21 protein-coding genes are annotated in these 23,869 nt (G+C 51.6%); 14 read left to right on the forward strand and 7 right to left on the reverse strand.

What is annotated here, in order from left to right:
- Positions 1–6 precede the first annotated feature (6 nt).
- Positions 7–1,050 (reverse strand): hypothetical protein, encoded by a 1,044-nt coding sequence (locus DESLA_RS0113265; RefSeq protein ID WP_035261825.1) that lies wholly within the window; start codon positions 1,048–1,050, stop codon positions 7–9.
- A gap of 786 nt (positions 1,051–1,836) precedes the next feature.
- Here DESLA_RS0113265 and DESLA_RS0113270 point away from each other — a divergent pair.
- The 9 genes from DESLA_RS0113270 to DESLA_RS0113310 all read left to right on the forward strand — a co-directional run bounded on the left by DESLA_RS0113270 (position 1,837) and on the right by DESLA_RS0113310 (position 11,345).
- Positions 1,837–2,886, forward strand: a complete 1,050-nt coding sequence (locus DESLA_RS0113270; RefSeq protein WP_028572835.1) for a hypothetical protein — start codon at positions 1,837–1,839, stop codon at positions 2,884–2,886.
- 107 nt (positions 2,887–2,993) lie between these two features.
- A complete protein-coding gene (locus tag DESLA_RS0113275) occupies positions 2,994–4,538 on the forward strand; it encodes a P-loop ATPase, Sll1717 family (RefSeq protein WP_028572836.1) in 1,545 nt (514 codons plus the stop codon).
- 177 nt (positions 4,539–4,715) lie between these two features.
- On the forward strand, positions 4,716–5,651 hold the full coding sequence (locus DESLA_RS0113280) for a hypothetical protein (protein WP_028572837.1): 936 nt from the start codon (positions 4,716–4,718) through the stop codon (positions 5,649–5,651).
- 413 nt (positions 5,652–6,064) lie between these two features.
- Entirely contained in the window at positions 6,065–6,988 is a 924-nt protein-coding gene (locus DESLA_RS0113285) for a transposase (RefSeq protein WP_084032066.1), read from the forward strand.
- Between the two features lie 605 nt (positions 6,989–7,593).
- Positions 7,594–8,049, forward strand: coding sequence for a hypothetical protein (locus DESLA_RS23335; RefSeq protein WP_051434678.1), 456 nt, complete (start codon positions 7,594–7,596; stop codon positions 8,047–8,049).
- A gap of 215 nt (positions 8,050–8,264) precedes the next feature.
- Positions 8,265–8,723 (forward strand): Lcl C-terminal domain-containing protein, encoded by a 459-nt coding sequence (locus tag DESLA_RS21880; protein WP_051434679.1) that lies wholly within the window; start codon positions 8,265–8,267, stop codon positions 8,721–8,723.
- A 408-nt stretch (positions 8,724–9,131) separates the two neighbouring features.
- A complete protein-coding gene (locus DESLA_RS23340; RefSeq protein WP_245590107.1) occupies positions 9,132–9,443 on the forward strand; it encodes a transposase in 312 nt (103 codons plus the stop codon).
- A 24-nt stretch (positions 9,444–9,467) separates the two neighbouring features.
- Positions 9,468–9,896, forward strand: coding sequence for a hypothetical protein (locus DESLA_RS23345; protein WP_211239058.1), 429 nt, complete (start codon positions 9,468–9,470; stop codon positions 9,894–9,896).
- A gap of 147 nt (positions 9,897–10,043) precedes the next feature.
- Positions 10,044–11,345 (forward strand): C10 family peptidase, encoded by a 1,302-nt coding sequence (locus tag DESLA_RS0113310; protein ID WP_169732632.1) that lies wholly within the window; start codon positions 10,044–10,046, stop codon positions 11,343–11,345.
- A 499-nt stretch (positions 11,346–11,844) separates the two neighbouring features.
- Here the strand turns inward: DESLA_RS0113310 and DESLA_RS0113315 are convergent, their stop codons facing one another.
- A complete protein-coding gene (locus tag DESLA_RS0113315) occupies positions 11,845–12,876 on the reverse strand; it encodes an IS110 family RNA-guided transposase (protein ID WP_028572840.1) in 1,032 nt (343 codons plus the stop codon).
- 371 nt (positions 12,877–13,247) lie between these two features.
- Between DESLA_RS0113315 and DESLA_RS0113320 the strand changes: the two genes are divergently transcribed.
- The 3 genes from DESLA_RS0113320 (at position 13,248) to DESLA_RS0113330 (ending at position 18,524) form a co-directional block, all read left to right on the forward strand.
- Positions 13,248–14,753 (forward strand): GH1 family beta-glucosidase, encoded by a 1,506-nt coding sequence (locus tag DESLA_RS0113320; protein ID WP_084032069.1) that lies wholly within the window; start codon positions 13,248–13,250, stop codon positions 14,751–14,753.
- Positions 14,754–14,800: 47 nt separating this feature from the next.
- Positions 14,801–16,369, forward strand: coding sequence for a tannase/feruloyl esterase family alpha/beta hydrolase (locus DESLA_RS0113325; protein WP_028572842.1), 1,569 nt, complete (start codon positions 14,801–14,803; stop codon positions 16,367–16,369).
- 811 nt (positions 16,370–17,180) lie between these two features.
- The gene (locus DESLA_RS0113330) at positions 17,181–18,524 is read left to right on the forward strand and encodes a phenylacetate--CoA ligase family protein (RefSeq protein ID WP_028572843.1); all 1,344 of its coding nucleotides are present in this window, start codon (positions 17,181–17,183) and stop codon (positions 18,522–18,524) included.
- Between the two features lie 231 nt (positions 18,525–18,755).
- On the opposite strand, the gene DESLA_RS22970 is transcribed toward DESLA_RS0113330, so the two are convergent.
- Positions 18,756–19,031, reverse strand: a complete 276-nt coding sequence (locus DESLA_RS22970; protein WP_156932964.1) for a hypothetical protein — start codon at positions 19,029–19,031, stop codon at positions 18,756–18,758.
- Here DESLA_RS22970 and DESLA_RS20480 point away from each other — a divergent pair.
- Both DESLA_RS20480 and DESLA_RS0113340 read left to right on the forward strand, forming a co-directional pair.
- The gene (locus tag DESLA_RS20480; RefSeq protein ID WP_245590108.1) at positions 19,002–19,265 is read left to right on the forward strand and encodes a transposase; all 264 of its coding nucleotides are present in this window, start codon (positions 19,002–19,004) and stop codon (positions 19,263–19,265) included. The genes DESLA_RS22970 and DESLA_RS20480 overlap by 30 nt on opposite strands.
- 62 nt (positions 19,266–19,327) lie before the next feature.
- The gene (locus DESLA_RS0113340; RefSeq protein WP_084032071.1) at positions 19,328–20,272 is read left to right on the forward strand and encodes a DMT family transporter; all 945 of its coding nucleotides are present in this window, start codon (positions 19,328–19,330) and stop codon (positions 20,270–20,272) included.
- A 269-nt stretch (positions 20,273–20,541) separates the two neighbouring features.
- Here the strand turns inward: DESLA_RS0113340 and DESLA_RS0113345 are convergent, their stop codons facing one another.
- From DESLA_RS0113345 to DESLA_RS0113355, 4 genes are read right to left on the reverse strand one after another with little or no spacing between them, the layout of a single operon-like run.
- Positions 20,542–20,835: a helix-turn-helix domain-containing protein gene (locus DESLA_RS0113345; RefSeq protein WP_035261827.1), complete on the reverse strand. Its 294-nt coding sequence runs from the start codon at positions 20,833–20,835 to the stop codon at positions 20,542–20,544.
- A 32-nt stretch (positions 20,836–20,867) separates the two neighbouring features.
- Positions 20,868–21,233, reverse strand: coding sequence for a type II toxin-antitoxin system RelE/ParE family toxin (locus tag DESLA_RS23705; RefSeq protein WP_353740157.1), 366 nt, complete (start codon positions 21,231–21,233; stop codon positions 20,868–20,870).
- 4 nt (positions 21,234–21,237) lie between these two features.
- Positions 21,238–22,350, reverse strand: coding sequence for a pyridoxal phosphate-dependent aminotransferase (locus tag DESLA_RS0113350; RefSeq protein ID WP_028572847.1), 1,113 nt, complete (start codon positions 22,348–22,350; stop codon positions 21,238–21,240).
- Positions 22,331–23,665, reverse strand: a complete 1,335-nt coding sequence (locus tag DESLA_RS0113355; RefSeq protein ID WP_028572848.1) for a hypothetical protein — start codon at positions 23,663–23,665, stop codon at positions 22,331–22,333. The genes DESLA_RS0113350 and DESLA_RS0113355 overlap by 20 nt, the downstream gene beginning before the upstream one ends.
- Positions 23,666–23,869 lie beyond the last annotated feature (204 nt).

The raw sequence follows: 23,869 nt of genomic DNA on the forward strand, positions 1-23,869 counted from the left end.
ACGGGGTTACTGGTTTTTTGCCGGACGGTCGCGGTCCGTGCGGATCAGCTCCAGAAGCATCCGCGCCTCTTCAGGGTAGAGTTTGATTCTGGAAAAGTCCGGTTCTCCGGCGACTTTTTGCAGCAGCAACCCATCCTGATCATACCAGAGCGGCAACAATCCGCCCAGGAAATACCCCTTGGTCCGGGCCGCGTCCACTGCCCCGGTGCAGCCCGGTCGCTCCAGGGGCAGCACGATCTGATAGACGTGACGCTCCGGGAAGTCCTGTTCCATCCGGGCCAGGACGGCGCCGAAGTCAGGCCCGATCCGGTCCACGGTCATTTTGACCAGATCAGCCTTGTCCATGGGCTGGATCGCGGCCTCGGTGGAACCGGTCGGGCCGGGATCGTCCCGGAATTCGCGATCCAGGTTACGGCTGGCGTAGAGGGCGCGCAAGACGTCGGCGTAGAGACGGGGAAGATGCACGGCGTGGGGCCGGTCCCGCAGGATGATGAACCCGTCCAGCAGGCTGATCCGGCCTGAGCCCGGTCCGGCGTGTTCTTCGGGCCTGGGCGGCATGGCCTCGATTTCCAGGGCGCCGTAGAAGCTGTTGTATTTGATGCCCATTTTCTGGGTGGTGACATGGTCGCAGACGGTCTGCCCGTAAATGACGTCCACTCCCAGGCGCTCGGGCGGGGCGGTATTAATCCTGGCGGCCAGACGCATGGCCAGGGAAGAGGTGCGGTAGGCCGGATGCACGATCCAGGATCCGGCCTCCATGATCCTGTGTCCCGGAGGGTTGCGGAACAGGGCGTACAGGCCGACGATATCGCCCTTGTCCGTGCGCCCGAGCACCTGGTACAGATCCGGCCCGGCATTCAGCCGGACCAGCTCCTCCGGATCATAGACATAATCCACCGGAAACATCTCGCCGTACACGGCGTGGAACAGCCGGGCCACGCCAAGTCCGTCTTCGGGCCGGAACTCGTCCACCACGAACTTTTGGCCGGGTTCGATGACATGGGGCGCGGCGCGCATGGCCGCGAGGCATTCTTCCCTGGATTTGGGCATGGGGTTCTTCCTTTTCAGTGCGATGGGCGATTGGCTGCGAGGCGAAAGCTTTTGGTAATTGCTCAAAAGGGCCGGGCAAACCCCCAAATTGCCTCTGCCCCTGGATTCCCGCCTGCGCGGGAATGACTGAAATGGCACGTTCTCTCAAGCTCGTCATGCCCGCGCAGGCGGGAATCCAGGTCATTTTGAGAAGTTACAGCTTTCGCCATGAACATGCCGGTTTCCGGAGGGGAAGCGGGAGTTCAATGTAATCATGCATCATCAGAAGCCGCAAGCCCCGCGACAAGTTCATACGGACTTTTGATTCCGATGCAACGGTTCTTGACTGATGGCGAAACGATCAGGAGCCAGATACGATTGCTTCCACCCCAAATGTCGTTTAAAGGCTTCAACATTTGGTACGTTATCGGTTTCCTGAAGCCAGTACCGGATTTGACGATGCGTGATAACGTTCCGGTGGGACACTGGCCTTCAAGACCTTCGCCCATTCGGCAAAAGTGATCACGGTGTATCCATCATTTCCTCCGAGGTTGGCTTTATGCCCCGCTCTTGTGGTGAGTATTTGGCTGCCGCATAAAGCTGACTTCAGCACGAAGCATGAAGCTGACCTCGGAGTCAAGATGGATTTGGCAGACACAACTCAAGGCGCTGAAATAACGTGGAAAATTCGGACTATTCTTTCAAAAAATACTTGCCGAATCAGCAGGTGTTAAGGCCGGGAATTTGGAGGGGCGGATTTTTGCGAGTTCCGTATAATAACACTGTTAGACAGGGGAGAAACAAGAAATGCCGAATGTTCCGACGTTCATCAAGCCGTCTCGGACTGTGGACGAGGTTCAACCGCTGTCACAGGCCGTCACAATCTTGAACAGCTTGCGTGGCGTCGAAACATCGGTGGTTCTTGACCTGAATATCCTAAACATGATGCGCAGTGTGATGTCGGGGGACAGCACACTGGACGAAGAGAATCTCTCTGGCCTTGTCGATTTCTTCAACAGCAATCCCGTTAGCATCACGCCGGGCTTCGCGTTCGGAGAAACTGACAAGGAGTATGTCACGGGACTCCGTGCTGACTACGAGAAGTTTATGTCGCGGTATTGTCCCGGATACATCGACACTCCTAACTGCACGCACGATTTCGGGAAACGAGCCAGGAGCAGAGAGTTCAAGAGGCTTGGCCGAGGCGACCGATACACTCTCGTAATAATGTACACGGCCATGTTGGCGATCCAAGTGATCAGCAAGGAGTCCCAGGGGGCGTCGCCGGAGCAAAAGTTCTCGGCATACTTGGATTTCATGAGAACCGACGCAGATATGGTTTCTGCCATTGAGGCTGAGGTGGCCAAGTACTGGTTCTTCGACAGAACCCGCGTCAGAGACGAGTCCTTCAGGTCTCGATGCAAAATAATACGCGACAACTTCAATAAAGGCGGAAAAGGGCGTGGGCGGCTGCAGTACACGTTGAACTACGCGAGAGATTTGGCCTATTACCGCTTCACGGCGCTTCAGGATGGCAAGCCGTTAGATGGCGTCGTTCAGGACTGCTGGCTCGTGACCGCTGATCAAGCTCTCATAGAAGTCGCGAAGTCGATTTACTTCTATCCTTGCGAGGGTGAGGCCGCGAAGTTTGTTGCGCTAGCGCGTAACGAGGAGCAAGAGCACAGTGATTACTGGATATACTGTGACGAACTTTTTCAAAGCGCTGTGGTAAGGCGGCAGAGGTCGGGGAAAGCTCTCGCCCCGATGACGAAGAAGTCTTGGGAAAAGTTGTTTTCATCCCAGCGGCGCCTCGAAAATAAGGTCCTCGAATATTGGCCTGAAGAAGAAAATGTCTAACAAAGCCATGGAGCGCGACGGCTGCTTCGCAGCCGCGGCTCATGGCTGGCGTTGTGCTTAAAACAAAAGTTTGACAATAATCTTAAATTTAAGGAACATCACAAAATATGTTGAAGCTAAAAGATATTTATGTCGGTGACGTTGATGCTAAGAATGAGTTAATTGAAGCATCAGATAGTGAAGCACTAAGATTTATCAAATCATTTACTGTCAATGATGGCATAGATATAGATGACTACTTCAGCGGAAAAATGTTTTTTATTACAGGATTAAAAGGGACAGGAAAAACAGCATTCCTGAGGTATCTTTCGCTATTGGCAAAAAGAAAACATATGAACTCCTTGTTTGTACTATTTAAAAGTAACATTAAGGAAACAGACAGAGCCAAGTTAAGTAAAAATTCTGATACAATTGTTATAGAGGAAAAGGGAAGCATAAAATATATTCAAGATTATGAAAAAATTTGGATGCTTTTTTTACACAAAACAATACTTAATCTTTTAGAAAAAACAGATCAACCTGTATTTATACATGATGATAATTGGAAGAAATATAAATATGCTGTTTTAGGGGCTGATTATGGAAACAAGGCATTAGGTGTACTTCGCTATTTCCCAACAATATCAAAGGGAATGATCAATTTTTTTATTCCAGAAGAATACAAAGATTACTTTCAAATTGATTTAGGGGAAAATAATGCAGGTCAGGTAAATTTTTCATTACTCGTTAATACAATAAATGAATTTTTCTCAAATCTTACACCATCCGAAGGAAAAGTTTTTCTTTTTGTGGATGAATTAGAATTGAATTTAGGAAGCCAAGAGCAATACAAAAGAGATATACTCTTAATTCGGGATCTAATTATCGCGGTTGAACATTTAAATAGAGAGATGGCTATTAAAAATTTCCCTGTCAAAATTTTTTGTGCTGCAAGAAGGGAGGTCATTACAGCTGTAGATGGTATCGGAAAAGAAATTGCTAAACCAACCGAAGACTTTGGTGTTGAGTTGATTTGGAATTCAAGAATTGGTAGCGAGAACGAATCATTTGATCACCCATTAATCCAGTTAATCGCAAAAAAAATAAATGTTTCTGAAGAAATTAAAGGAATTCAATCTGATTTTGAATGTGAAGAATTAATATATAAATATTTCCCCCAATCTATCAATGGTATTCACATTACCAAATACTTGTTAGATCGATCATGGTTCCGTCCAAGAGATTTTTCGAGAATGTTAAGACAGATTACGAAACAATATGGAAAAATGGATAAGGGGTTTACACAAGCCTGTTTCGAAGGAACGCAAAAAGCCTATGCTACAAGTAGTTGGACAGAAATCGCTGAAGAATTAGCGGCTAAATATAAAAAGGGAACGATTCGATCTGTAGAAAAACTATTCAGTGGTGTACCAAAACAATTTTCGTTTGAGGATATTCAAAAAATTGCTAAAACCAAATCAAAACACAGTAGGGATTTAGATGAATTTATCGATTCAAGAAACCTTTCCGAGCTTTTAGCAGATTTGTTTCAAATCGGATTTATTGGCAATTCAAACCCTTTCCGATTTCATTTTAGGGGGGATGCAAATCTTAATCTTGAAGCCGATATGGTAGTGCATCGAGCTCTTTGGCCCTATTTTTCGATTATTTAATTGAAAATTATCCTTGTCCAAAGTTTTGTAGCCAATTGAGTACATGTGTTATCTATCCGCAGAGTTAGAAAATTAATATACTATCGGACAAAATTGTACAACAAACGGGTCAACGCGGACTCGCTTAAGCTCGCCGGTTACCCTACACGTTAGCGCTCAACATACAGGGAGTCTTGGTTGATCGATTTCATTCTGGAAAATAAAGAATGGTTATTCTCCGGTGCAGGAGTGACTGCCATATTGGTAGTTGGAGGCTGGCTATTTAAGCATTCAAGATCGACGCCAACTGCATCCCAGCCAAACCTAACGTCAGCGGTGCGGGTCGCTCTCGTTCAAGCCCAGCTTCCACCTGCAAAAAACATTCTACCGAACTCCGAGGTCGCGAGCATCGTTATGAGGTTTAATCAGGTTCTCGATCTGATGAACGAGAAGAGAACTTATGGTAAATACACCATTGCTGGCTTGGCACAGCTGATGAAAATTCACTCCGTTGGCGAGCTGGAAAGTGTGTTTCTTGGTAGTCAAGAACCATCATTTGAATTTATTGACCATTTCTGCGATACATTTGGGGTTAATAGGAACTGGCTTATCGAGGGAAAGAGTGCACCTTTTACAGGGCTTGAAGAAACACATTACGATCCGCTGGAATATTTGGAAGAAATCGAGACTCTGGCGCCAAACAGAATCTACTTCATTAGGTCGGCATCGGAGATGGGGGAAGTCTTTCTGCTACTTAAGTTTTTCGATCATAAGTACAGGATTGTTGACCGAGTCTGGCACATTAGTGACCATGTTGGCGCTGGCGGTCAAAGTCAGATATTCGGAATGTATCGGCTAATATTGGCGCTTCAAAAGAGTGGACTCAACACCACCTGTGGCGGGAGAATTCTGCCGAAAGATAAGTTCAACGATCTTCTCAGTGGCAAGGTGTTTCCAGGATCGATAATCGATTTTCCAGCGCAAGAAAATCCATGGTGGGATGATTTCGTTGATGTTCACCATAAATATCCGATTTCATCAAGCTATGAGTCCCGGTACGGAAAGGGGTTCATGGCCGCCCAATCAATAGTTCGCTGGAAACTAAAGGAGAAGGGCAAAAAGGGACATCCATGATAAGAAAGTCAAGTGGGAAGATGGAGATTCCCTGAACATCCCGGTTTGAGAATTCCGGGTGTTATGAAATGTTGCCCGCAGCCGACGATTTTTTCTCTAGCTTGGGTCGAGTTTGGTTACCGACCAGACATCCATTTGCAGCATGAGGCTGGGAGATATGGCTCTATGCCCCTCCCTTGCGGAAATAGCCTTCGCTGAAGAGTAAGTTTGGGTTAACCCTGCCGGCCTCGAAACAGGCTTACAGAAGCATCATGGCAAGTGCCATTCGCATAGGCAAAAAGGGCAAAAAGGGACATCCATGATAAGCAAGTCAAAAGGGGAAAAAAGGGACAGGCTAAATATGCTTGACAGGCGCGGATATTCACGTTTACTTTCACTTTCACCTGCCAACTCAAGACCTCCCGGAGGAGAGCATGGGACGCATAGCCAGATTTGTACGAGATGACCGACCTACCATCTATCACGTCATGTCCAGAACGGCCTTGGACGGCTTTCCATTGCAGGACGTCGAGAAGGACCGCCTCATGGCCATTGTGGCCAGGCTTTGCAAATTCTATTTTGTGGATTTGCTTGGGTTTTGCCTGATGGGCAATCATTTTCATCTGGTGGTCAGGATGCACACCGAGGAAGCGGCTACGGATGCGGAAATCGTGAAGCGATTCAAGAAGCAGTTCGGGGAGGATGCCGTAATCTTGCCGCACCAAGTACAGGACTATCGGCGGCGGCTGGTTAATTTGGGGGCCTTCATGAAGGATATCAAGCAGGGTTTCACCCGGTATTTCAACAAACGCAGAAACAGAAAAGGCTTTTTCTGGGGCGATCGGTTCAAGAGTCTGATTGTCCAAGAGGGCGCCAGCCTGGTCAATTTGCTGGCCTATGTGGACCTTAATCCCGTCCGGGCCGGTTTGGTGCAGAAGCCCGAGGACTACCGCTGGTCCGGCCTGGGATATCTGGTGCAGCGAGGGAACCGGGACGGTCTGCTTGATCTGGACCTGGGTTTGAAGGAGTGGAATGAGCTTGAGCCGAAGGAGATCGTCCGAAAATATCGACAGTTCGTCTATGAAACCGGAGCTATGGACACCGGCAAGGGCAAGCAGCTCAATCCGGAAATTGTCAAACGCGAACGGAAGAAGGGCTACAAGCTAAGCCGCACCGACGTCTTCCGCCACCGCTGTCGATATTTTACTGATTCCGGCATCATCGGCTCCAAAGAGTTCGTGTCCGAGGTGTTCGACGGGGTAAAGCACCTGCTGGATTCCAAGGATGAGAGGAGGTTCACGCCGGTTGGCGGGATGGATGGGGTGTATTCGATGAAGCGGTTGGGGGCTGGGGGGTAATTGTTATCAGCTATTCGTTGCTTGGGAAGAGCAGGAAGGGACAGACTCAACTCTTTACTCTAAGATTCCCTCTGCTGAGAACTGACTGCACTGCCAATGCCAAGAGCCAATCGATACTTTGTTCCAGGTCATGTTTGGCACATTACCCACCGGTATCATAACAGTCCGTTGAAAAACTCCCAAGTGCTGCGTTGCCGCAAAAAGTTCAAACTCTCACGTATGAACAAATACGCTTCAACCTTGAACTTTTTTTGCTCCTTGCACTTGGGGTTTTTGAACGAACTGCCGGATAAGGACAATTCCAACACTCAGTAAGCGGGAGTTACTCCTCAAATTTTCCCGGGACAGGCAAAATTGGATCAATTGGCTTTTTGAGGCCAGGAAGCGATACCAGCTTCAGATCCTCAACGACACCGTCACCTCGAATCACATTCGCCTCTTGGTTTTCAGCGAGGAAGACATCACGGCCCTGCCCAGGTCAATCCAGTTGGTTGCCGGCAGAACCGCCCAGAAGTACAACCAGCGTAAAAGGTCGTAAGGGTGCGTTTTGGGAAGACCGCTACCATGCCACAGCCGTGGATACGGATAAGCATCTACTCAAGTGCATGCTGTACATCGATCTGAACATGGTCCGGGCCGGGATTGTGGAACATCCCCGACAATGGCATTTCACCGGATATCACGAAATCACTTCACCACCTGAGAGGTACCGACGCATCAACCGTGGCAAACTGCTCGAACTCCTGGAGGGCACGGACGAAGCCACTCTGACCCGTGATTATGCAACTTGGGTCGATGATGCACTTGGTTGCGGCGAAAGACGGGAACCGGACTGGACAAACAGCATTGCCGTGGGGACCAGGGCATTTGTGGAGAGGTTTCAGGCAAAGCTGGGATTCAAGGCGGTTGGGAGAAAAATTGTTGAGAACGGTAAAAGCTCTGGATCGGTGCTTCGCGAGACAACAGACTCTTACAATGCCCATTTTAATGATGAAATTGGGGTTCTAAGGCAAAATAACAGTCTTAGATGGAACGTATCATCAGAAAATTCAAATGATTAACTCGGTCCGACCCCGTCTGGTCCTTGACAGCTTCCGGACTACTCTCGGATCGCCACGAATTCTGGCAGTGCCAACCAAGTGGGCGCAAACAGTGCGGCTTTAAGCGGTTGGCGTTTTTTGTAATATATTGGATTTCTACAGTTTTACTCATGGCATGAATAGTGCTATAAGAGATGCAAGACCATAACGGTCCAACCTCAACAGGAGAAAAAATCATGAAAAAGCTTTACGCGGTTGCAACCATGGCTTTCGTACTCTGCCTGACCGGGCTGGTCCTTTCAGGCACGGCCTTTGCCGACAGGTGCGTGGACAATGGAGACGGAACAGTAACGGATAACGGAACCGGCCTGATGTGGCAGAAAGCAACGGCTGGACCAATGAACTGGGATGCGGCCATGAGCTATGCATCCGGCCTTTCATTGGCTGGGCGTTCCGACTGGAGGTTGCCGGGCAGAGATCGACTAGAAGAGCTGTACCATTCTCCCTGTAAAGGTATGATTGAATTGTCCTTCCCGGCCTACTGGTCGTCTACTACCAACGCCAACAATACGAACAACGCGTGGCACGTCAACTTCAACAACGGAAACGTGAACAACAACAATAAGTCGAATAGCAGCTACGTTCGTGCCGTGCGTGATGCACATTCAAATACCAAGGTTATAAGAAAATATTAATTACTGGATGTTCCTCCGCAGGCTGATTTGGAGCCTCGACACTTGCCTGGAGTATCTTTGTCCCTGGGTCAACTTATCTCCCCCCTGCTCAACGCCGCCTGTCCCTTTCGGGATGGGCGGTTTTTTTCTGGATCGTGATTATCACAAAAGCCGACGCCACTCTCCAGACTTTGGTCAGGAAGAAAGGACGGAGGCGGCCCGTCGCCCAGGCGCTTGCTGAGCTTGGTGTGGCGGGCTTGAGGGCGGTGCATCCTGGGAAATCGGGGTCAGGTCTTGTATTTTAATTTTCCTTCAGGGAAGGCGTTAGCATGACCAGACCGCTACGGTTGAGTTTCCCGGCGCCCTCTATCATGTGACTGCCCGGGGGAACGCTCGATCAGAGATCTTTCTGGGGGAAACGACCGGTTGTTGTTTCTCTCCATCCTTGCCGATCTGGTTGAGCGGTACAACTGGATCTGCCATGGATATTGCCTTATGGGCAATCACTATCACCTCTTGATCGAGACACCGGATGGAAACCTCTCGGAGGGCATGCGGCAGCTGAACGGAATCTACACGCAAAAATTCAACCGGAGCCACGCAAGGGTGGGGCATGTCTTTCAGGGACGTTTCAAATCCATTGTGGTCGAGAAGGACTCCCACCTGTTGGAGTTGTGCCGCTATGTCGTTCTTAATCCGGTCCGGGCCGGGATGGCTCGGCATCCCAAGGATTACCCGTGATCCAGTTATTGCGGCACTGCCGGGTTGAAAAAGAAGCTGGCCTTCCTCTCCGCGGACTGGACCCTTGCCCAGTTCGGGAATGACCGGAAGCATGCGCAACGAGAATACCGAAGGTTTGTCCTTGCGGGGATGGGTGAGGAGTCCCCCTGGAAGAAGCTTGTTGGGCAATGCCTCTTGGGGGAGGAGGCTTTCCTGGAAAAGCTCTTTCCATTTCTCCAGAAGAAAGCCGGATTCACTGAAATCCCTCGGGTTCAACGCTTTGCGCTGCGACCTCCACTGGGGAAGGTATTCCCTGGAGGGCAGTCAAAAACGAGCCGGAACAAGGCCATTGCAACCGCACACATTGAGCACGGCTACTCCCAGCAGTCTCTTGCCGCGCACCTCGGGCTTCATTATGCCACTGTCAGCAGGATCATCAAAAAAGAACAAGATAAGTTAAAAAACAAGACCTGACCCTATGTCAGATGTCAGGGAATCCATTGACACCAATTATCCAGCTATGCGAATTATCGAAAAATTCATTACTAACTTTATGGAAGTTTGCTCTGGAAATTTAAAGCCGCAGGGTGTGGCTAGCCATATGGTGCCATGATAGTATGCTTGAAAATTCTATCAACAGACAAGGAGAAGAAAGTAATGCTTGCATGTGACGGCATTTGTAAAAAAATCGGTTTGGTGGCGGCATCGTTTATTTTGGCACTGCTTATGGTTCAGACCTCCTTGGCCGCGGCTGTGGATCGTGATCTGGCCTTGAAGGTTGCTGGCAATTACCTTGAGTACTTGGTGCAGACCTTTGACCGCTGGCCGGAAGCGGACCCGTTTATCGAGTCCCTAACCCCGGTGTTTTATAAAGAAACCAAGGTTTTTTGGCATGTAGATGTGAGCCCTTCCGGTTTCCTCCTGATTTCCTCCCGTGACGAGTTGTCGCCAATAAAGCTCTACTCCGAAACCGGACAATTCGATCCCGATCGGGCCACCAAGCAGGGGGCTCCGGAGTCCTGGATCATTCCGGAACAATTCTTAAGCGTGGTCGCGGTTTCCTTCGCCACGAAGATCAGGGCACCTCTACAGGGCGATGAGGGCGTTAGCCGCCAAATCCGACAGGCTTGGGATCTGTTTGGCCAACCTCGGGCATGGAAGACCCTTTCCAAGACCTCCGCCCATCCCCCGCGCACTGTCGGTCCGCTTGTCACGGCCCGTTGGGGCCAGGCCCCCCCCTACAACCGGCGTACCCCGAAGGTCGAAGGGGAGAATACGAGGGTGGGATGCGTGGCTACAGCTTGGTCCATGCTTCTCCGGCACTGGCAATGGCCGAAGCGCGGACGGGGCGTGAAGACCCATGTCTGGCAAGGTCAGGAACTCACTGTGGACTTCGGAGCCCAGACTTGGAACTGGGACGTCATGCCCGACGTACTCACGACGGATTCGTCCCCGAAGGCCATCGGAAGTGTTGCTTTACTTGGTTATCAGGTGGGCGTGGCTGCGGAAATGAACTGGGGGCTTGAGACTTCAGGATCTGATCTGTATGCCAACGAGGTTTTACATCTGTATTTCCGCTACCGCGACGGGATGCGACAACTGCAACGCGGAGAGTTTTCAGCCGAGGACTGGTTCGCCGCATTTCGCGAAGAGTTCGATGCCCCGACTCCCCGGCCCATTATCATGTCCATTTTCGATGATAACGGCGGCCACGAAGTCCTGGCGGACGGTTACCAGACCGGACCAACCAACATGGTGCATTTGAACATGGGATGGGACGGCATGCAGAATGCGTGGTACGATGTGACCAGCGACTTCGTCACTGGCGAATGGTCCTGGAAAGGGATACGTTCGGTGATCGTGACTGGAATCGAGCCGGACAGATCCAATAATTGGGTGACTCCCGCGATCAACTTATACTGAATAATTATAATCAGGGGCAAAAAGGGACATCCATGATAAGAAAGTCAAGGGGGAAGACGGAGTTTCCCCGATCATCCCGGTTTGAGTAAACGGGTGCCTTGATTTTGCTCTCCTGCCGACCTTTTGACTCGCTTCTTTGGGTCGAGTTTGGTTACCGACCAGACATCCATTTGTCGCATCAGGCCGGGTGATATGGCTCTATGCCCCACCCTTTGTAAAATGGCCTTTGCGGAAGAGTAAGTTTGGGTTAACCCTGCCGGCCTCGAAACAGGCATACAGAAGCATCACGGTTTTGAGCCGTTCGCGTAGTCCCTTATTATGCGAGGAACGGCAGGGTGTCGGCAAAGCTTTTGGTCTTGATCCCGGTGTACGCCGTTGAACCTGGCTTGATCTGATTTGCTGCTGTTGCCTATTGCATTCTCATCGTTACGCCACAAACAAATTCGGCAACAGCGGCGAATCGGATCAAGCCAGGGCCGGGATTGTGTCGCAATGTCTTTTATGCTGCCATCTGCTGCTCCCTGTAGGCAAAGGGCTTTTCGCTTTTATCTACGGCCAGCAGGTAGGCCACCAGTTTTCTAGCCACGGCCAGGGTAGCGGTATTTCGATGTGCCTTGACCAACATGGCTTTGTGGACCTCGGCCAATTGCTCGTTCCAGAGAGGAGCGATCTTGGCGGCTTCGATCAAAATGCACTGCAGGTGTTTGTTGCGTTTCTTGGAAATTGGGCCGCGCGAGGATTTCCCCGCGGATTCTTTTTGGGCGCTGCACAATCCACAATAGCTGACCGCCTGGGTTACATTGGAGAAACGATTGTGATCGCCAATTTCCAATACCCAGGTCAGGGCCAAGATCTCACCGACTCCAGGAATGGTCATCAAGCGTTCAACACGTTCCCTGATGGCTGTGTGCCCACGCAACACGGAGATCAATCTTTTCTGGGCAGCCTTGAATAATTCCAAATTTGCTCTGCTCATTTTCAGCAGGTTGATCACGGATTCCGGCACCTCCTCAACTTTTTCGAGGTACTGGTGAAAATACTTTTTTCCGTGAATCCGCTGTTTGTCGTATTGGGCGCCGACTTCCATCAACAGACCTGAAATTTTGTTTTTGGTTTTTACGCCCATACGCATGACAAAATTGCGGTAACGCATGATTCTGCGCAACTCCCGTGTTTGTTGAGGAAGCATATAGCATTCCGGCAACAAATTGGTTCGGAGCAAATCGGCAAGTATTGCGGCATCCACCCGGTCGTTTTTCTTTTTTCCGGCAATTATGGCCTTGAGCATCTCAGGGTGGGCAACCTTGAGCTCAACTGCATGAGGTTTGAGATGGTCATAAATCCATCCTGTAAACATGGTGGCCTCCATTGCCCCGATCCAAGGCGTCGTAAATGTCTTCACCCAATCATTGATTGATTTTCTCTGAGAGGGAATAAAACCTTCCTTGATAATCTTCCCGGCAACGTCTTTGATGCAATAGGCGATTTTCCTCTTGTGAACGTCGAGTCCGATATAGTACAAGTTTTCCATGGAAGCCCTCCTCTGGTTGTGATTCTGGGCGAGCATGTTCTCGTCCCAGCAGAGCCTTGAGCCATTTCATACCACGGGGGCTTCTTTCCTCCAAGTACCTGTTCTTATACATTTAAACAGGCTAAATATGCTTGCTACTCGCTACGAAAAACTAGCTGCCACTTTTCTCGCGATGGTACAATCGCATCGCGCATCTGTGGCTGATAATTTTGAAACAGGCTCTAAAAGAGAATGCTCGAACAAATGTATGTAGATTAAGCTGTATTACAAGGAGCTGCTGCCGGACAATTTTCGCGCTATGCTACAAAATTGCCGCAGAGCGCGACGTTCGGCGCCATCATCACATCACCGATCCAACAGTGGAGGTTAGGTTGTCCATCAAGAAAGACAGCAAAGAGTTTCTGAAGAAGGCAAGCATTGCGAGTCTTGGATTGGCAGGATCATCGCCGAGCACAGTCATCCAGGGAGACACGGGTACGCACTCGCTGCCGAACCCCGCACTGCAGACTTTCCCACCAGGGTTCCTCTGGGGCGTCGCCACGGCGTCCTACCAGATAGAAGGATCCCCCGATGCGGATGGCAAAGGCAAGTCAATCTGGGATACCTATGCGCATACCCCCGGAAAGATGAAGAATGAGGACACGGGTGACGTCGCGATCGATCACTACCGCCGGTACAGGGATGACGTGCTGCTGATGAAGGACATGGGAGTCAACGCCTACCGGTTCTCCATCTCCTGGCCTCGCATCTTCCCGACAGGATGCGGTAGGCCCAACCCCGGGGGGCTCGATTTCTACAGCCGCCTGGTGGATGAACTGCTCAAGGCAGATATCAAACCGTTCGCCACGCTCTATCACTGGGACCTGCCACAGGCGCTGCAGGACAAGGGTGGTTGGCAGTCGCGGGTAACGTCGATGAACTTCGCAGACTATGCGGGGTTAGTGGCCGAGAAGTTGGGCGACCGGATCAAAAACTTCTTCACGCTCAACGAGTTGCAAAACTTCGTGGACATGGGTCACCGCGGTACCGAACTCACAGTCCAAGGCAAGCCTGTGCGAATTGAGCTTGCGCCGGGTCTTGCTCTGCCGATTGGTGCGCTGAATCAGGTGGCCCACCACGCCGTGCTTGCGCATGGGCTTGCGGTGCAGGCCATCCGGGCGCGGGGCTCTGCGGACATCAAGGTCGGCCCGGCTGATGTACTGTTCTCCGCCGTGCCCCTGATTGACGCGCCAAACCACGTGGCCGCCGCGAAGGCTGCGACACGGTCCTACAACTGGCGGTTTCTGGACGTGATGCTCTCGGGCCGCTATAGCGACGACTACCTTGTTTCAGCCGGGCCCGATGCGCCGCGCTTCAGCGATGAGGACCTGCGCGCCATCGCTTCACCGAACGATTTCGTGGGTATCAACATCTACGTGCTCAAGAACTACGTTCTGGCTTCGGACGTTGAGCCTGGGTGGCAGGAGATACCAACGAGTATCTCGCACCCCAAGATGTTCTCGCCCTGGCACAGCTTTTCGCCTGAGGTGCTCTACTGGGGGCCGCGCCTGCTCAACGAAATCTGGAAACCGAAGGCGATCTACATCACGGAAAGCGGCTGCGCCGCTGCCGATACGGTCACCTCCGATGGTCAGGTATATGACACGGACCGCATCATGTATCTGCGCGCTGTCATGGGAAACCTCCATCGGGCGATGGCCGAAGGAGCGCCCGTCAAGGGCAATTTCGTGTGGAGTGCTTTCGACAATCTGGAATGGACTAGCGGTTACGGCACCCGCTTTGGTCTTGTGCATGTGGACTTCAAGACCCAGAAGCGCACGCCGAAACTTAGTGCCGCCTGGTTCAGAGAGACGGCCCGGCGCAACACGATAGTGTAGTGGCAAGATACAAGGGGGCAGGGAAGGGGACGAAAAAGGGAATATAAATGAAAGCAAAAATAATTCAATTTCTAATGGTTTTAGTTTGGACAAGTTTCCTTCTGGTTGGCTGCGGGGGCAATTCGGCAACACCATCCATTCCGCTTGCGACAACCTGCGCTAATTTGAATGGCACAAGTATTGATGATGTCACCATTACGTCCACGAAGTGGTACGAAGCCTCAGGCGATCATCCTGCCTTCTGCCAGGTGAATGCAACCCGGCCGCCCTATCTGGACATGGAAATCGATCTACCGGCAAACTGGTCCGGCAGGCTCTGGCAGCAAGGTGGAGGCGGCTTCGACGGGAGAATCACTTCAGCCATCACCACGGATGCAACGACAGGCGCTATCACCAGCATGAGTATCGCCTTGAAAGAAGGGCTTGCAGTATATGCCGCATCGAATGGCGGAAATCGCGCAACAGCTCCAGCCCAGGCGGCGCCACTGGTCTGGTCGGATGGAACGCAAGACGGCGTCACGTCGGCCAGAGACTATGCCTATACGGCATTAAGCACGACCCGTGAATTCGCCCGGGCCGTCACTCTGAAATTCTACGGAAGATCTCCAAGTCATACTTACTTTAACGGCTGTTCCAACGGCGGTCGCAATGCCTACATAGCCGCCGATCGCTGGCCTGAAGACTATGACGGTATCGTGTCGGGCTGCATGGTCATGGACATTACAGGACAAACAGTTGCCTGGATGGATTTAGGTGCAAAGTCAGGCACAGAAACGATGCCCTCGGCAGCGCAGTGGCAAGCGGTGACGGCGGCTTCCATGGCGGCCTGCGATGCACTAGATGGCGTTACCGACGGCATGATTGCCAATCAGGCTGCCTGTGATTTCGATGCGGCCACGTTGCAGTGTGGTGAACCGACAGCGGATCCCGATCCTGCTATCTGTTTGACTGCCGAGCAGGTGCAGACTGTAAAAGACGTCACATCCGATCTGAAACTCGGGGACGGTACGACGGTCTATTCCGGCTACAATTGGACAGACTGGTATTCACATGTCGTTTATTATGGTCTTCTGGGCGGGGGAAATGCCTTGCTGGCGACGGGAGATGCGGCATGGTTCAGTGATTTGGCAAAACGGCAATCCTTCATCCTGGATCATGATTACCCGATATTTCAATATGGTTTGCGCATCATCGGAGCCAATCCCGATAAAAGCAGGGTCGCGGCTTTTGTAGCGTCGGGTCGGAAATTGATATCCTGGCACGCTGGATCGGACAACCTGAGCTCGTTTAACGATCATGTTCGCAATTATTCAACCATGATGAACTTGGCCGTGGGGCAGGGCCTCACCGATCCGGAAACCCATACCCGTTTCTTTGTCGTGCCCGGAGGAAGCCACACAGACGGCGAGGACTTGACGGAGATCAACTGGTTTAATGCCATCACTCAATGGGTTGAAATGGATATCGCTCCAGAACAATTGCTTTATAACAAACGCGATAAAACAACGGGAGAACTGCTGCGCACGCTACCCGTTTGTCGCCATCCCCAGTATCCAAGATATAACGGGGCAGGCGATGTGAATGACGCGGCAAATTATACCTGTACGACGCCCTAAAAGGTATCACTTCCCCAACCAATAAATAATTTGACAGGGCAAAAAGGGAAATATGATTGACAGGCGCGGATATTCACGTTTACGTTCACTTTCACCTGCCAACTCAAGACCTCCCGGAGGAGAGCATGGGACGCATAGCCAGATTTGTACGAGATGACCGACCTACGAGGGACAAAAGGGCTAATATGCTTGTTTATGAGTAACCGATTCTACCACACCCATGCCAGAGATTACTTCAATCAGACCATAGAGTCGATCCTTCCTCATTTCTTTCTCCCATGTCCGATATCCGACGTCTGATGTCCGACCACTGGCCACTGACCACTGACTACTGACCTCTGATCCCTGCCTACTGACACCTGATCACTGCCCTCTGCCCTCTGATCACTGATTATGGCTTGATTTGTGTGGGTTATTCTGTTCACTTCGCTTGTGAGAAAAAGTGATACCTGGATGAGTTTTGTTCTGTTCTGCACAGGCAGGTCTGTTTGTTTCTGGAAACCGGCTTGAACCCAAAGCATGTTCTGCCTGGTCAGGGATTAGAAAAATACTGATATACCTCCATAGTGATGTAATGAGCTTCAAGTTAACTCCTTTACAGCATATTGTATGAGTACCAAGGGCTATCGATATTCTAAGGCGGGCTGTGCCCGCAACCCAAGCAGCAAGAAAAGAATGCTGCACCACTGAGCTTGTCCAAGGACTTGATCATTTGCAAGTCCCGAACGGATAGGATCGGCTCAGCCCGAACGGATAGGATGGGCGCGTGCTATCAGAATAAAAAAGGAAATACAAAACAAATAAGTTTGAAATGAAAACAATTACCTTACTTACTCAGCTTCTTAAATTCAAAAACGATTCAAAACTAACTGCTCAGAAAGTACAGGAATTGTCTCGTCAAAGGTTTACATCTTTACTGGAAACGACCTATCACGCTTCGGTTTTTTACCGGGACCTTTACAGTTCTCACGGAATTAAACCCAGTGACCTGAGAGACATTACCCCTAAAGATCTTCCCATTATTTCCAGAACAATGGTGTTGGATAACTTTGATGCTTTGATTACCGACCCATCCATTACCCGTAAATCGGTCGAGGAATTCCTCAGCAATGACACCAATCCGCAAAACAGATTCAGAGGTAATACGGTGATGCATACATCCGGAACTACCGGTGTTCCAGGAATATTTTTATACTCAAAAAAGGAATGGAGTTTTATAGCGGCCCTTGTAGTTGCCCGGATTTCACAGCCTGTTTTTAGGCCTTTCAATAAACTCCGGCTTGCTTTTCTTGGAAAAACCGGGGGACATTATGGAGGAGTTACACTCACCAGTGATGCACCAAAACTTCTTTACAATACCAGTTTTTTTAACCCGGAGGATATTCAAAGCTTGATTTCCGGTTTAAATGAGTTTCAACCTGATATCATTTCAGGATATGCAGGCACAATATATCAGCTGGCACTGGCAAAAGCAGATGGCCGGTTAAAAATTAAGCCGGAGCGTTTACAATCCTCAGGAGAAGTGCTCACAGATAATATGCGGCAGGCAATTGAAAGAGCGTTCAACCAGGATGTAATTGACTTGTATGCCTGTTGTGAATCCATTGTAATGGGTATTCAAAAAAGTGGCAGTGAGCCTTTTCACCTTTTTAATGACTGGCACCACTTCGAAGTTATTGATGAAAAAGACAACTTAGTTCCGGAAGGTACGCAAGGGTCTTTGTTGGTCACGCCTCTCTACAAAACATTGCAACCACTTACTAGATACCGTTTGTCGGACACCATGGCAATTAAAACAACTGAGCCATTCATTACGTTAAACAGATTTTCAGGAAGAACCGGAGATACGCTCACATATATAGATCCACAAGGCATCAAACATACCATTCATCCTTATGATATGTTAGCGTTTTATGTTCCTGGATTGCGGCAATTTCAGTTTGAGCAAACCTCTCCCAACACCTTACTGCTTCGTATTTCTGTCCATGATGGTTATAGCGATACCAAACAGGTCGCAGAAAAAAAACTACAGGACATTCTTGTGAAGGTAAATATCCAAAAGTTCGTTACGGCAAAAGTAGAGCTTGTCGAAACGATAGGCGTGAATCCCAAAACAGGGAAATTCAAAACCGTAATACCATATCTTAGCAGCTAATCATGCGATAATAATTCCATTTTACGTGAGCCCACGGGGTCGGACCGAGCCAACCCTTTGATTAATTGAAGCAAATAGTTCAAATATGCTTGTTTTTCTCCTTAGAATGCCAATTTTGCCTTCAAAAATGCCATTCCAAGACTCCCTCTGCTGAAAACTGATTTCACTGCCAATTCCAAGAGCCAATCGATACTTTGTTCCAGGTCATGTTTGGCACATAACCCATCGGTGTCATAACAGTCCGTTGAAAAACTCCCAAGTGCTGCGTTGCCGCAAAAAGTTCAAACTCTCACGTATGAATAAATACGCTTCAACCTTGCCCTTTTTTTTGCTCCTTGCACTTGAGGTTTTTGAACGAACTGCCGGATAAGGACAATTCCAACACTCAGTAAGCTGGAGTTTCTCATCAAATTTTCCCGTGACAGGCAAAATTGGATCAATTGGCTTTTTGAGGCCAGGAAGCGATACCAGCTGAAGATCCTCAACTACACCGTCACCTCGAATCATACTCACCTCTTGGTTTTCAGCGAGGAAGGCGTCACGGCCCTGCCCAGGTCAATCCAGTTGGTTGCCGGCAGAACCGCCCAGGAGTACAACCAGCGCAAAAGTCGCAAAGGTGCGTTTTGGGAAGACCGCTACCATGCCACAGCCGTGGATACGGACAAGCATCTGCTCAAGTGCATGCCGTACATCGATCTGAACATGGTCCGGGCTGGGGTTGTGGAACATCTCCGGGAATAGCATTTCACCGGATCTAAATAACTACTTGACTTCCTTCCCAAAATAAAAAAGCTCGTTTCCGGGTGGAAACGAACAACTCCAAAGAGGTTATTATTATCAAACAGAATGGTGGGGTGAGTACGTCTTTCGTGGCACTTGCAGCGTTATGCTGGGGACTATCAGGCGGGATTGCCGGCATTCTCACGGCCCAGGGCTGGGATCCGGTTGTGGTGTCGTTCTACTGGGGCGCCATCGGGTTTTTGGTCGTTATCGTATGGCTATCGATTCGTCCGCGCGGCAGTGGACTAACAAGTCGTCGACTGTGGTTCTGGTCGGCGATTGCCGGTGTGGGCGTAGCTGGCAACCTGGGATTTTATTTAGTGAGCATCGCGCAGGGCAGTGTCGCGGTTGCGGTGACCCTGATGTACTGTGCGCCCGTGTTCGTCTATCTCGTTTCCTTCACACTCAAACTCGAAAGACCGGCTCTGTTCAAGTGGGCTGCTATCGCTCTGGTAATGTTTGGCGTGGTGCTGCTCACTGGCATCTATGAGGGCGAAGCGGGTGAGGTCACACCCATCGCCGCCGGTGCCGGGTTGCTTTCTGGCCTGTTTTATGCGGTATTCATCTTTGGATTTAAGTATGCGGCACCCCACGGCAGCCCACAAGCAATTCTTGTGATAGCCCTAGCTGTTCTTACAATCATACTGATGTGGCTGAGCGATGCCGATCAAGCCCTGGCAGTACTGAAAGCGCCGAGTTGGCCACTGTTCGTGGTCTTAGGGGTACTCGGCACCGGCTTGTCGTTTATTCTCTATATCGTCGGCTTGAACCATACTACACCGACGGTAGCGTCTATTGTGGCAATGGTCGAGCCGGCAACCGCTTCGCTATTCGGCGTGGTGATTTTAAATGAAACCCTGGCCTCACAGCAGATATTCGGCATGGGACTGATTTTGGTCACTGTTACTGCCCTGAGTGTATATTCGAGCGCTCAAAACGAGCCTCTTACGACTAAACCGCTTGCTTAACTCGGTCCGACCCCGAACCAACCGTGATCTTGGTTTTCGTCGTAGCGCATGTTTCTGACCTTTGCCGTTACTGAAACAGAACCCACGTTGGGATTGGAGATGGAGACAAGCCGACCGCGCCATCCTGACTTCGTCTTCCTCACCCGCGCCCCCGCGCCCCGGCGTTTCCCGCGTCCGCATTACCGAAATCGTGGAAACCTGGCCGCACTTGGTTCGGCCCGTGAGGTGGAGGAGGTAAGGTTTATCGGGCAGTTGGTAGCGGCACTGGGCTATCCAATAGCTCTCCCGATTTCTTGTCTCGAGGAACCGAGACCGATAAGGGCCCTCATCATCATTTCCAGTGAAACGGAAGGATCTCCATGCTCGACTTTGGCAATCCGAGACTGGCTTGAACCGATTGCTTCGGCCAATTTCGCCTGAGTCATCTTTAGTGCCTTCCGCTTTTGAACAATGGTATCGGCCAAAGCCAGCTTCATATCAATAATAGCCAAGTCAGCCTGATCAAGATCAAGAAACTCATCCACGTCTCCGACAACCCAGCCCTTTGATTGCAGATTCTTCATTTTTTTTTTGCTTCCATCACACCCTCCATCATTCAGTCGTCATAAGCGGCGAGCCTGGCTTTGCAGAGATCAATCGTCGCCTTGAGCGTTCTTCGTGTTTTCTTTTGTTCCCAGTGGATCAGCACAATGCAGTCTGCATCGATCCGATAGAAAAACCTCCAAGTGACATCTTCATCAACAATCCGTAGTTCATGACACCGCTTGCCGATTGAAGGCATTGGCCTGCTGTGAGGCAGGGACAAACTTTGTCCGGATTGAAGCGCCGAGGCAATGGCTGATACACCCGTTGTTTTAGTAGCCGGTCCTCGCGCACTTCCGTCTTCTGACCTCTGACCACTGACACTGGCCACTGACGGGCGAGAAATAACTTTTTGCACCCGACTCAGCCCATCCCGCACGACCTCACCCGCGCACAACCTCTTCCAGCGCCCGACAAAACTCCTCCATCACCGGCCGTTGCACCAGGCTGACCCGGATCCAGCCGGGAAAGCGAAACCCGGTCATGGTCCGGACCATGACGCCTTTGTGGGCCAGCTTGCGATAGAGCAGGGTGTCGGAGACCGGAGTGCGGATCATCATGAAATTTCCCTCGTGGCAGACATATTCCAATCCCAGCCTGGCGCATACGCCGCGCAGCAGTTCCTTGGCCTCGCCTACCATGGCCCTGGTGTCGGCGATGAACGGGCCGTCGTGCTCCAGGGCCGCGGTTGCCGCGATCTGGCCCAGGCTGTTCACGGAATAGACCACGTGGGTGCGGCGGATGATGTCCACCACCTCGGGTGAGCCGCACAAATAGCCCACGCGCAGCCCGGCCAGGGCGTACATCTTGGAGAAGGTCCGGAAGACCACGAGATTCGGAAACTCGCGCATCAACTCCATCCCGTCGGGGTAATCCTCCCGGTCCACGTACTCAAAATAGGCCTCGTCCAGAACCACGATCCGCTCGCCACCCACGGCCTCCAGAAAGCCGCGCATGGTCGCCGCGTCCCAGTACGTGCCCGTGGGGTTGTTGGGGTTGCAGACGAAAAAGATTTTGGTCCGCTCGTCAGCCGCGTCCAGCATGGCCTGGGGATCAAAGGCCAAATCCTTTAGCGGCGTCAGCCGGGCCTGGAAGCCGGAAAACTCGGCCACCCATTCGTACACGGCAAAGGTCTTGTCCGCGGTGACGATATTGTCCCCGCGCTCGCAAAAGGCCTTGATCACGCTGGCGATGACCTCGCAGGAGCCGTTGCCCACCAGGAACTGATCGGCGGACTTGTCGAATTTCGCGGCCAGAGCCTGGCGCAGATCATAGCAGTCCCCGCTGGGATAGATCGGCGTGCGTCCAGCCTCGAAATCTTCGATGGCCTGGCGGGCCGATGGCGGAGGCCCCAGCGCATTCTCGTTGTTGTTCAGGCGATGGAGATGATCCACCCCGAACAGTCGTCGCAGCTCGTGATCCGGCCGACTGGGGGTGTAGGGCTCAAAGGCCTGGATATAGGCGGGGACCAGACGGTCAAGGGGCAGTGTGGACATATTCCATCAGCAGCACGTCGGAGCGGTCGGCCTGCGGCAGAACCAGACTTGGTCTGCATCCCTGTTCCAGCAAATCGCCGCACAGCGCGGCCTGCCAGCCTTCGGCCAAATCAATGCGAAAAAGAATGCGCTGGTATCCTTCGCCGCGGAGCACGCGCAGATGCCGGGCAATGTTCTCGGCGTTGTCCGCGCCGTCCAGGAGCGGGCGGAGCACTATCTCCCCCAGTTCCCGGTTCATGGCCGCGGCGAACAGCGAACGGTCCCGGGCGTGGCTTTGGGGGCGGCCCACGGCATCAAGAGCCGGTAAAATGGTTCGCGGCAGAAACACCCGCTGGTAGGTTTCTTCCAGAAAGGGGATGCATCCGGGATGGGCCCAAACCTGCAACCCCTCGTCCTCCCGCAAATGCCGGAACCAGACCGGAATCCGCTGATCGCCGTCCTGTTCGGTCCGCGTGATCGTTGCCAGCAACTCGAAGCCATGCTTGGACAAGTCCAGTCCTGAAGGCGTGCCGTCCGGATTGCTGAACAGGCAGGAAACTTTGCTCCGGGCCAGGGCCAGAAGCATATGCTCCAGCAGGGGCGCAAGGCCCTGGTCGCAGGCGTCCAGCAGCCAGGGGCCGCTGAACGTCACGCTTTTTTCGGACATGTACTCCCAAAAGAGGAGGCCTCGCACCCGGTCCGCATCGTCCAGGGCCACGCTGACCTGGAATTTTCCAGCCGCGATCCTGTCCGTGATTTTGCCGGGAAAAGCAATCCAGGGCGGCAGCTCCCGGACATGGTAGCGCCCCATAATCCGGGCGCAGCCGTGGGCGATACGGTGATAATCCGTGGCGGCCTCCACCCGTACCGGGGCGCAGGGCAGGCCCTCGTCACCCTGCTGGGAGGATATCCGTGCATACACGTGATCCTGGCGCAAGGTCAGAAACAGTTGTCCGCCAACCCTGGAAACATGCAGGCCGTCGCTCATCCGCGAGGCCAGCAGCAGAGGCAAGGCATGATCATCTTCTTCGCCTGGATCGGCTCCGGCCACGATATTCATGGCCGAGAGGTCCAGGCTGTCGGCGGCCACGGAAAAAGTGGCCGATACCGCGCCGGGGGCCTGTCCCAGCAAGATCTGCACGGCCTCGCCGGGAAGCACCCGGGCCAGATACAGGAGCACTTCCTCCATGGACATGGCCAGGCGCAGTCCCTTTTCCCGGGCCAGCCCGAAAATCCGTGCCGCGTTTTCAGCTGCGGATTGCAGCAGGGGGACCCAGTCCGGCTCGGCGGGCACGGTCACGGTTATGGATGATTTGTTTTGTTGGGTGGCGGTCATGGTGGCAAGCCCCTTGGAAAAATAGTCTCAACCAGCCACTGCTTGCCATAAAACCTGCAACTTGCAAAGATAAGAGGCTGGGCTACCCTGGGATAATTTTAAGAAATTCAATCGACCCAACGGGGCTCCGTAAAACGCCCTAGCGCATGTTTTTCGGTGCGCGTCCGACCGGACGTCACGGCCCCGGTTTTTGACGGACCCCGT

Source organism: Desulfonatronum lacustre DSM 10312 (assembly GCF_000519265.1).
GTDB classification, from domain to species: Bacteria; Desulfobacterota; Desulfovibrionia; order Desulfovibrionales; family Desulfonatronaceae; genus Desulfonatronum; species Desulfonatronum lacustre.

What these genes read in the sequence shown, in the direction of transcription:
- DESLA_RS0113265 (WP_035261825.1), bottom strand. Translation starts at nt 1,050, where the DNA reads ATGCCCAAATCCAGGGAAGAATGCCTCGCGGCCATGCGCGCCGCGCCC.
- DESLA_RS0113270 (WP_028572835.1), top strand. Translation starts at nt 1,837, where the DNA reads ATGCCGAATGTTCCGACGTTCATCAAGCCGTCTCGGACTGTGGACGAG.
- DESLA_RS0113275 (WP_028572836.1), top strand. Translation starts at nt 2,994, where the DNA reads ATGTTGAAGCTAAAAGATATTTATGTCGGTGACGTTGATGCTAAGAAT.
- DESLA_RS0113285 (WP_084032066.1), top strand. Translation starts at nt 6,065, where the DNA reads ATGGGACGCATAGCCAGATTTGTACGAGATGACCGACCTACCATCTAT.
- DESLA_RS23335 (WP_051434678.1), top strand. Translation starts at nt 7,594, where the DNA reads ATGCTGTACATCGATCTGAACATGGTCCGGGCCGGGATTGTGGAACAT.
- DESLA_RS21880 (WP_051434679.1), top strand. Translation starts at nt 8,265, where the DNA reads ATGAAAAAGCTTTACGCGGTTGCAACCATGGCTTTCGTACTCTGCCTG.
- DESLA_RS0113315 (WP_028572840.1), bottom strand. Translation starts at nt 12,876, where the DNA reads ATGGAAAACTTGTACTATATCGGACTCGACGTTCACAAGAGGAAAATC.
- DESLA_RS0113325 (WP_028572842.1), top strand. Translation starts at nt 14,801, where the DNA reads ATGAAAGCAAAAATAATTCAATTTCTAATGGTTTTAGTTTGGACAAGT.
- DESLA_RS0113330 (WP_028572843.1), top strand. Translation starts at nt 17,181, where the DNA reads ATGAAAACAATTACCTTACTTACTCAGCTTCTTAAATTCAAAAACGAT.
- DESLA_RS22970 (WP_156932964.1), bottom strand. Translation starts at nt 19,031, where the DNA reads ATGATTCGAGGTGACGGTGTAGTTGAGGATCTTCAGCTGGTATCGCTT.
- DESLA_RS0113345 (WP_035261827.1), bottom strand. Translation starts at nt 20,835, where the DNA reads ATGAAGAATCTGCAATCAAAGGGCTGGGTTGTCGGAGACGTGGATGAG.
- DESLA_RS0113350 (WP_028572847.1), bottom strand. Translation starts at nt 22,350, where the DNA reads ATGTCCACACTGCCCCTTGACCGTCTGGTCCCCGCCTATATCCAGGCC.
- DESLA_RS0113355 (WP_028572848.1), bottom strand. Translation starts at nt 23,665, where the DNA reads ATGACCGCCACCCAACAAAACAAATCATCCATAACCGTGACCGTGCCC.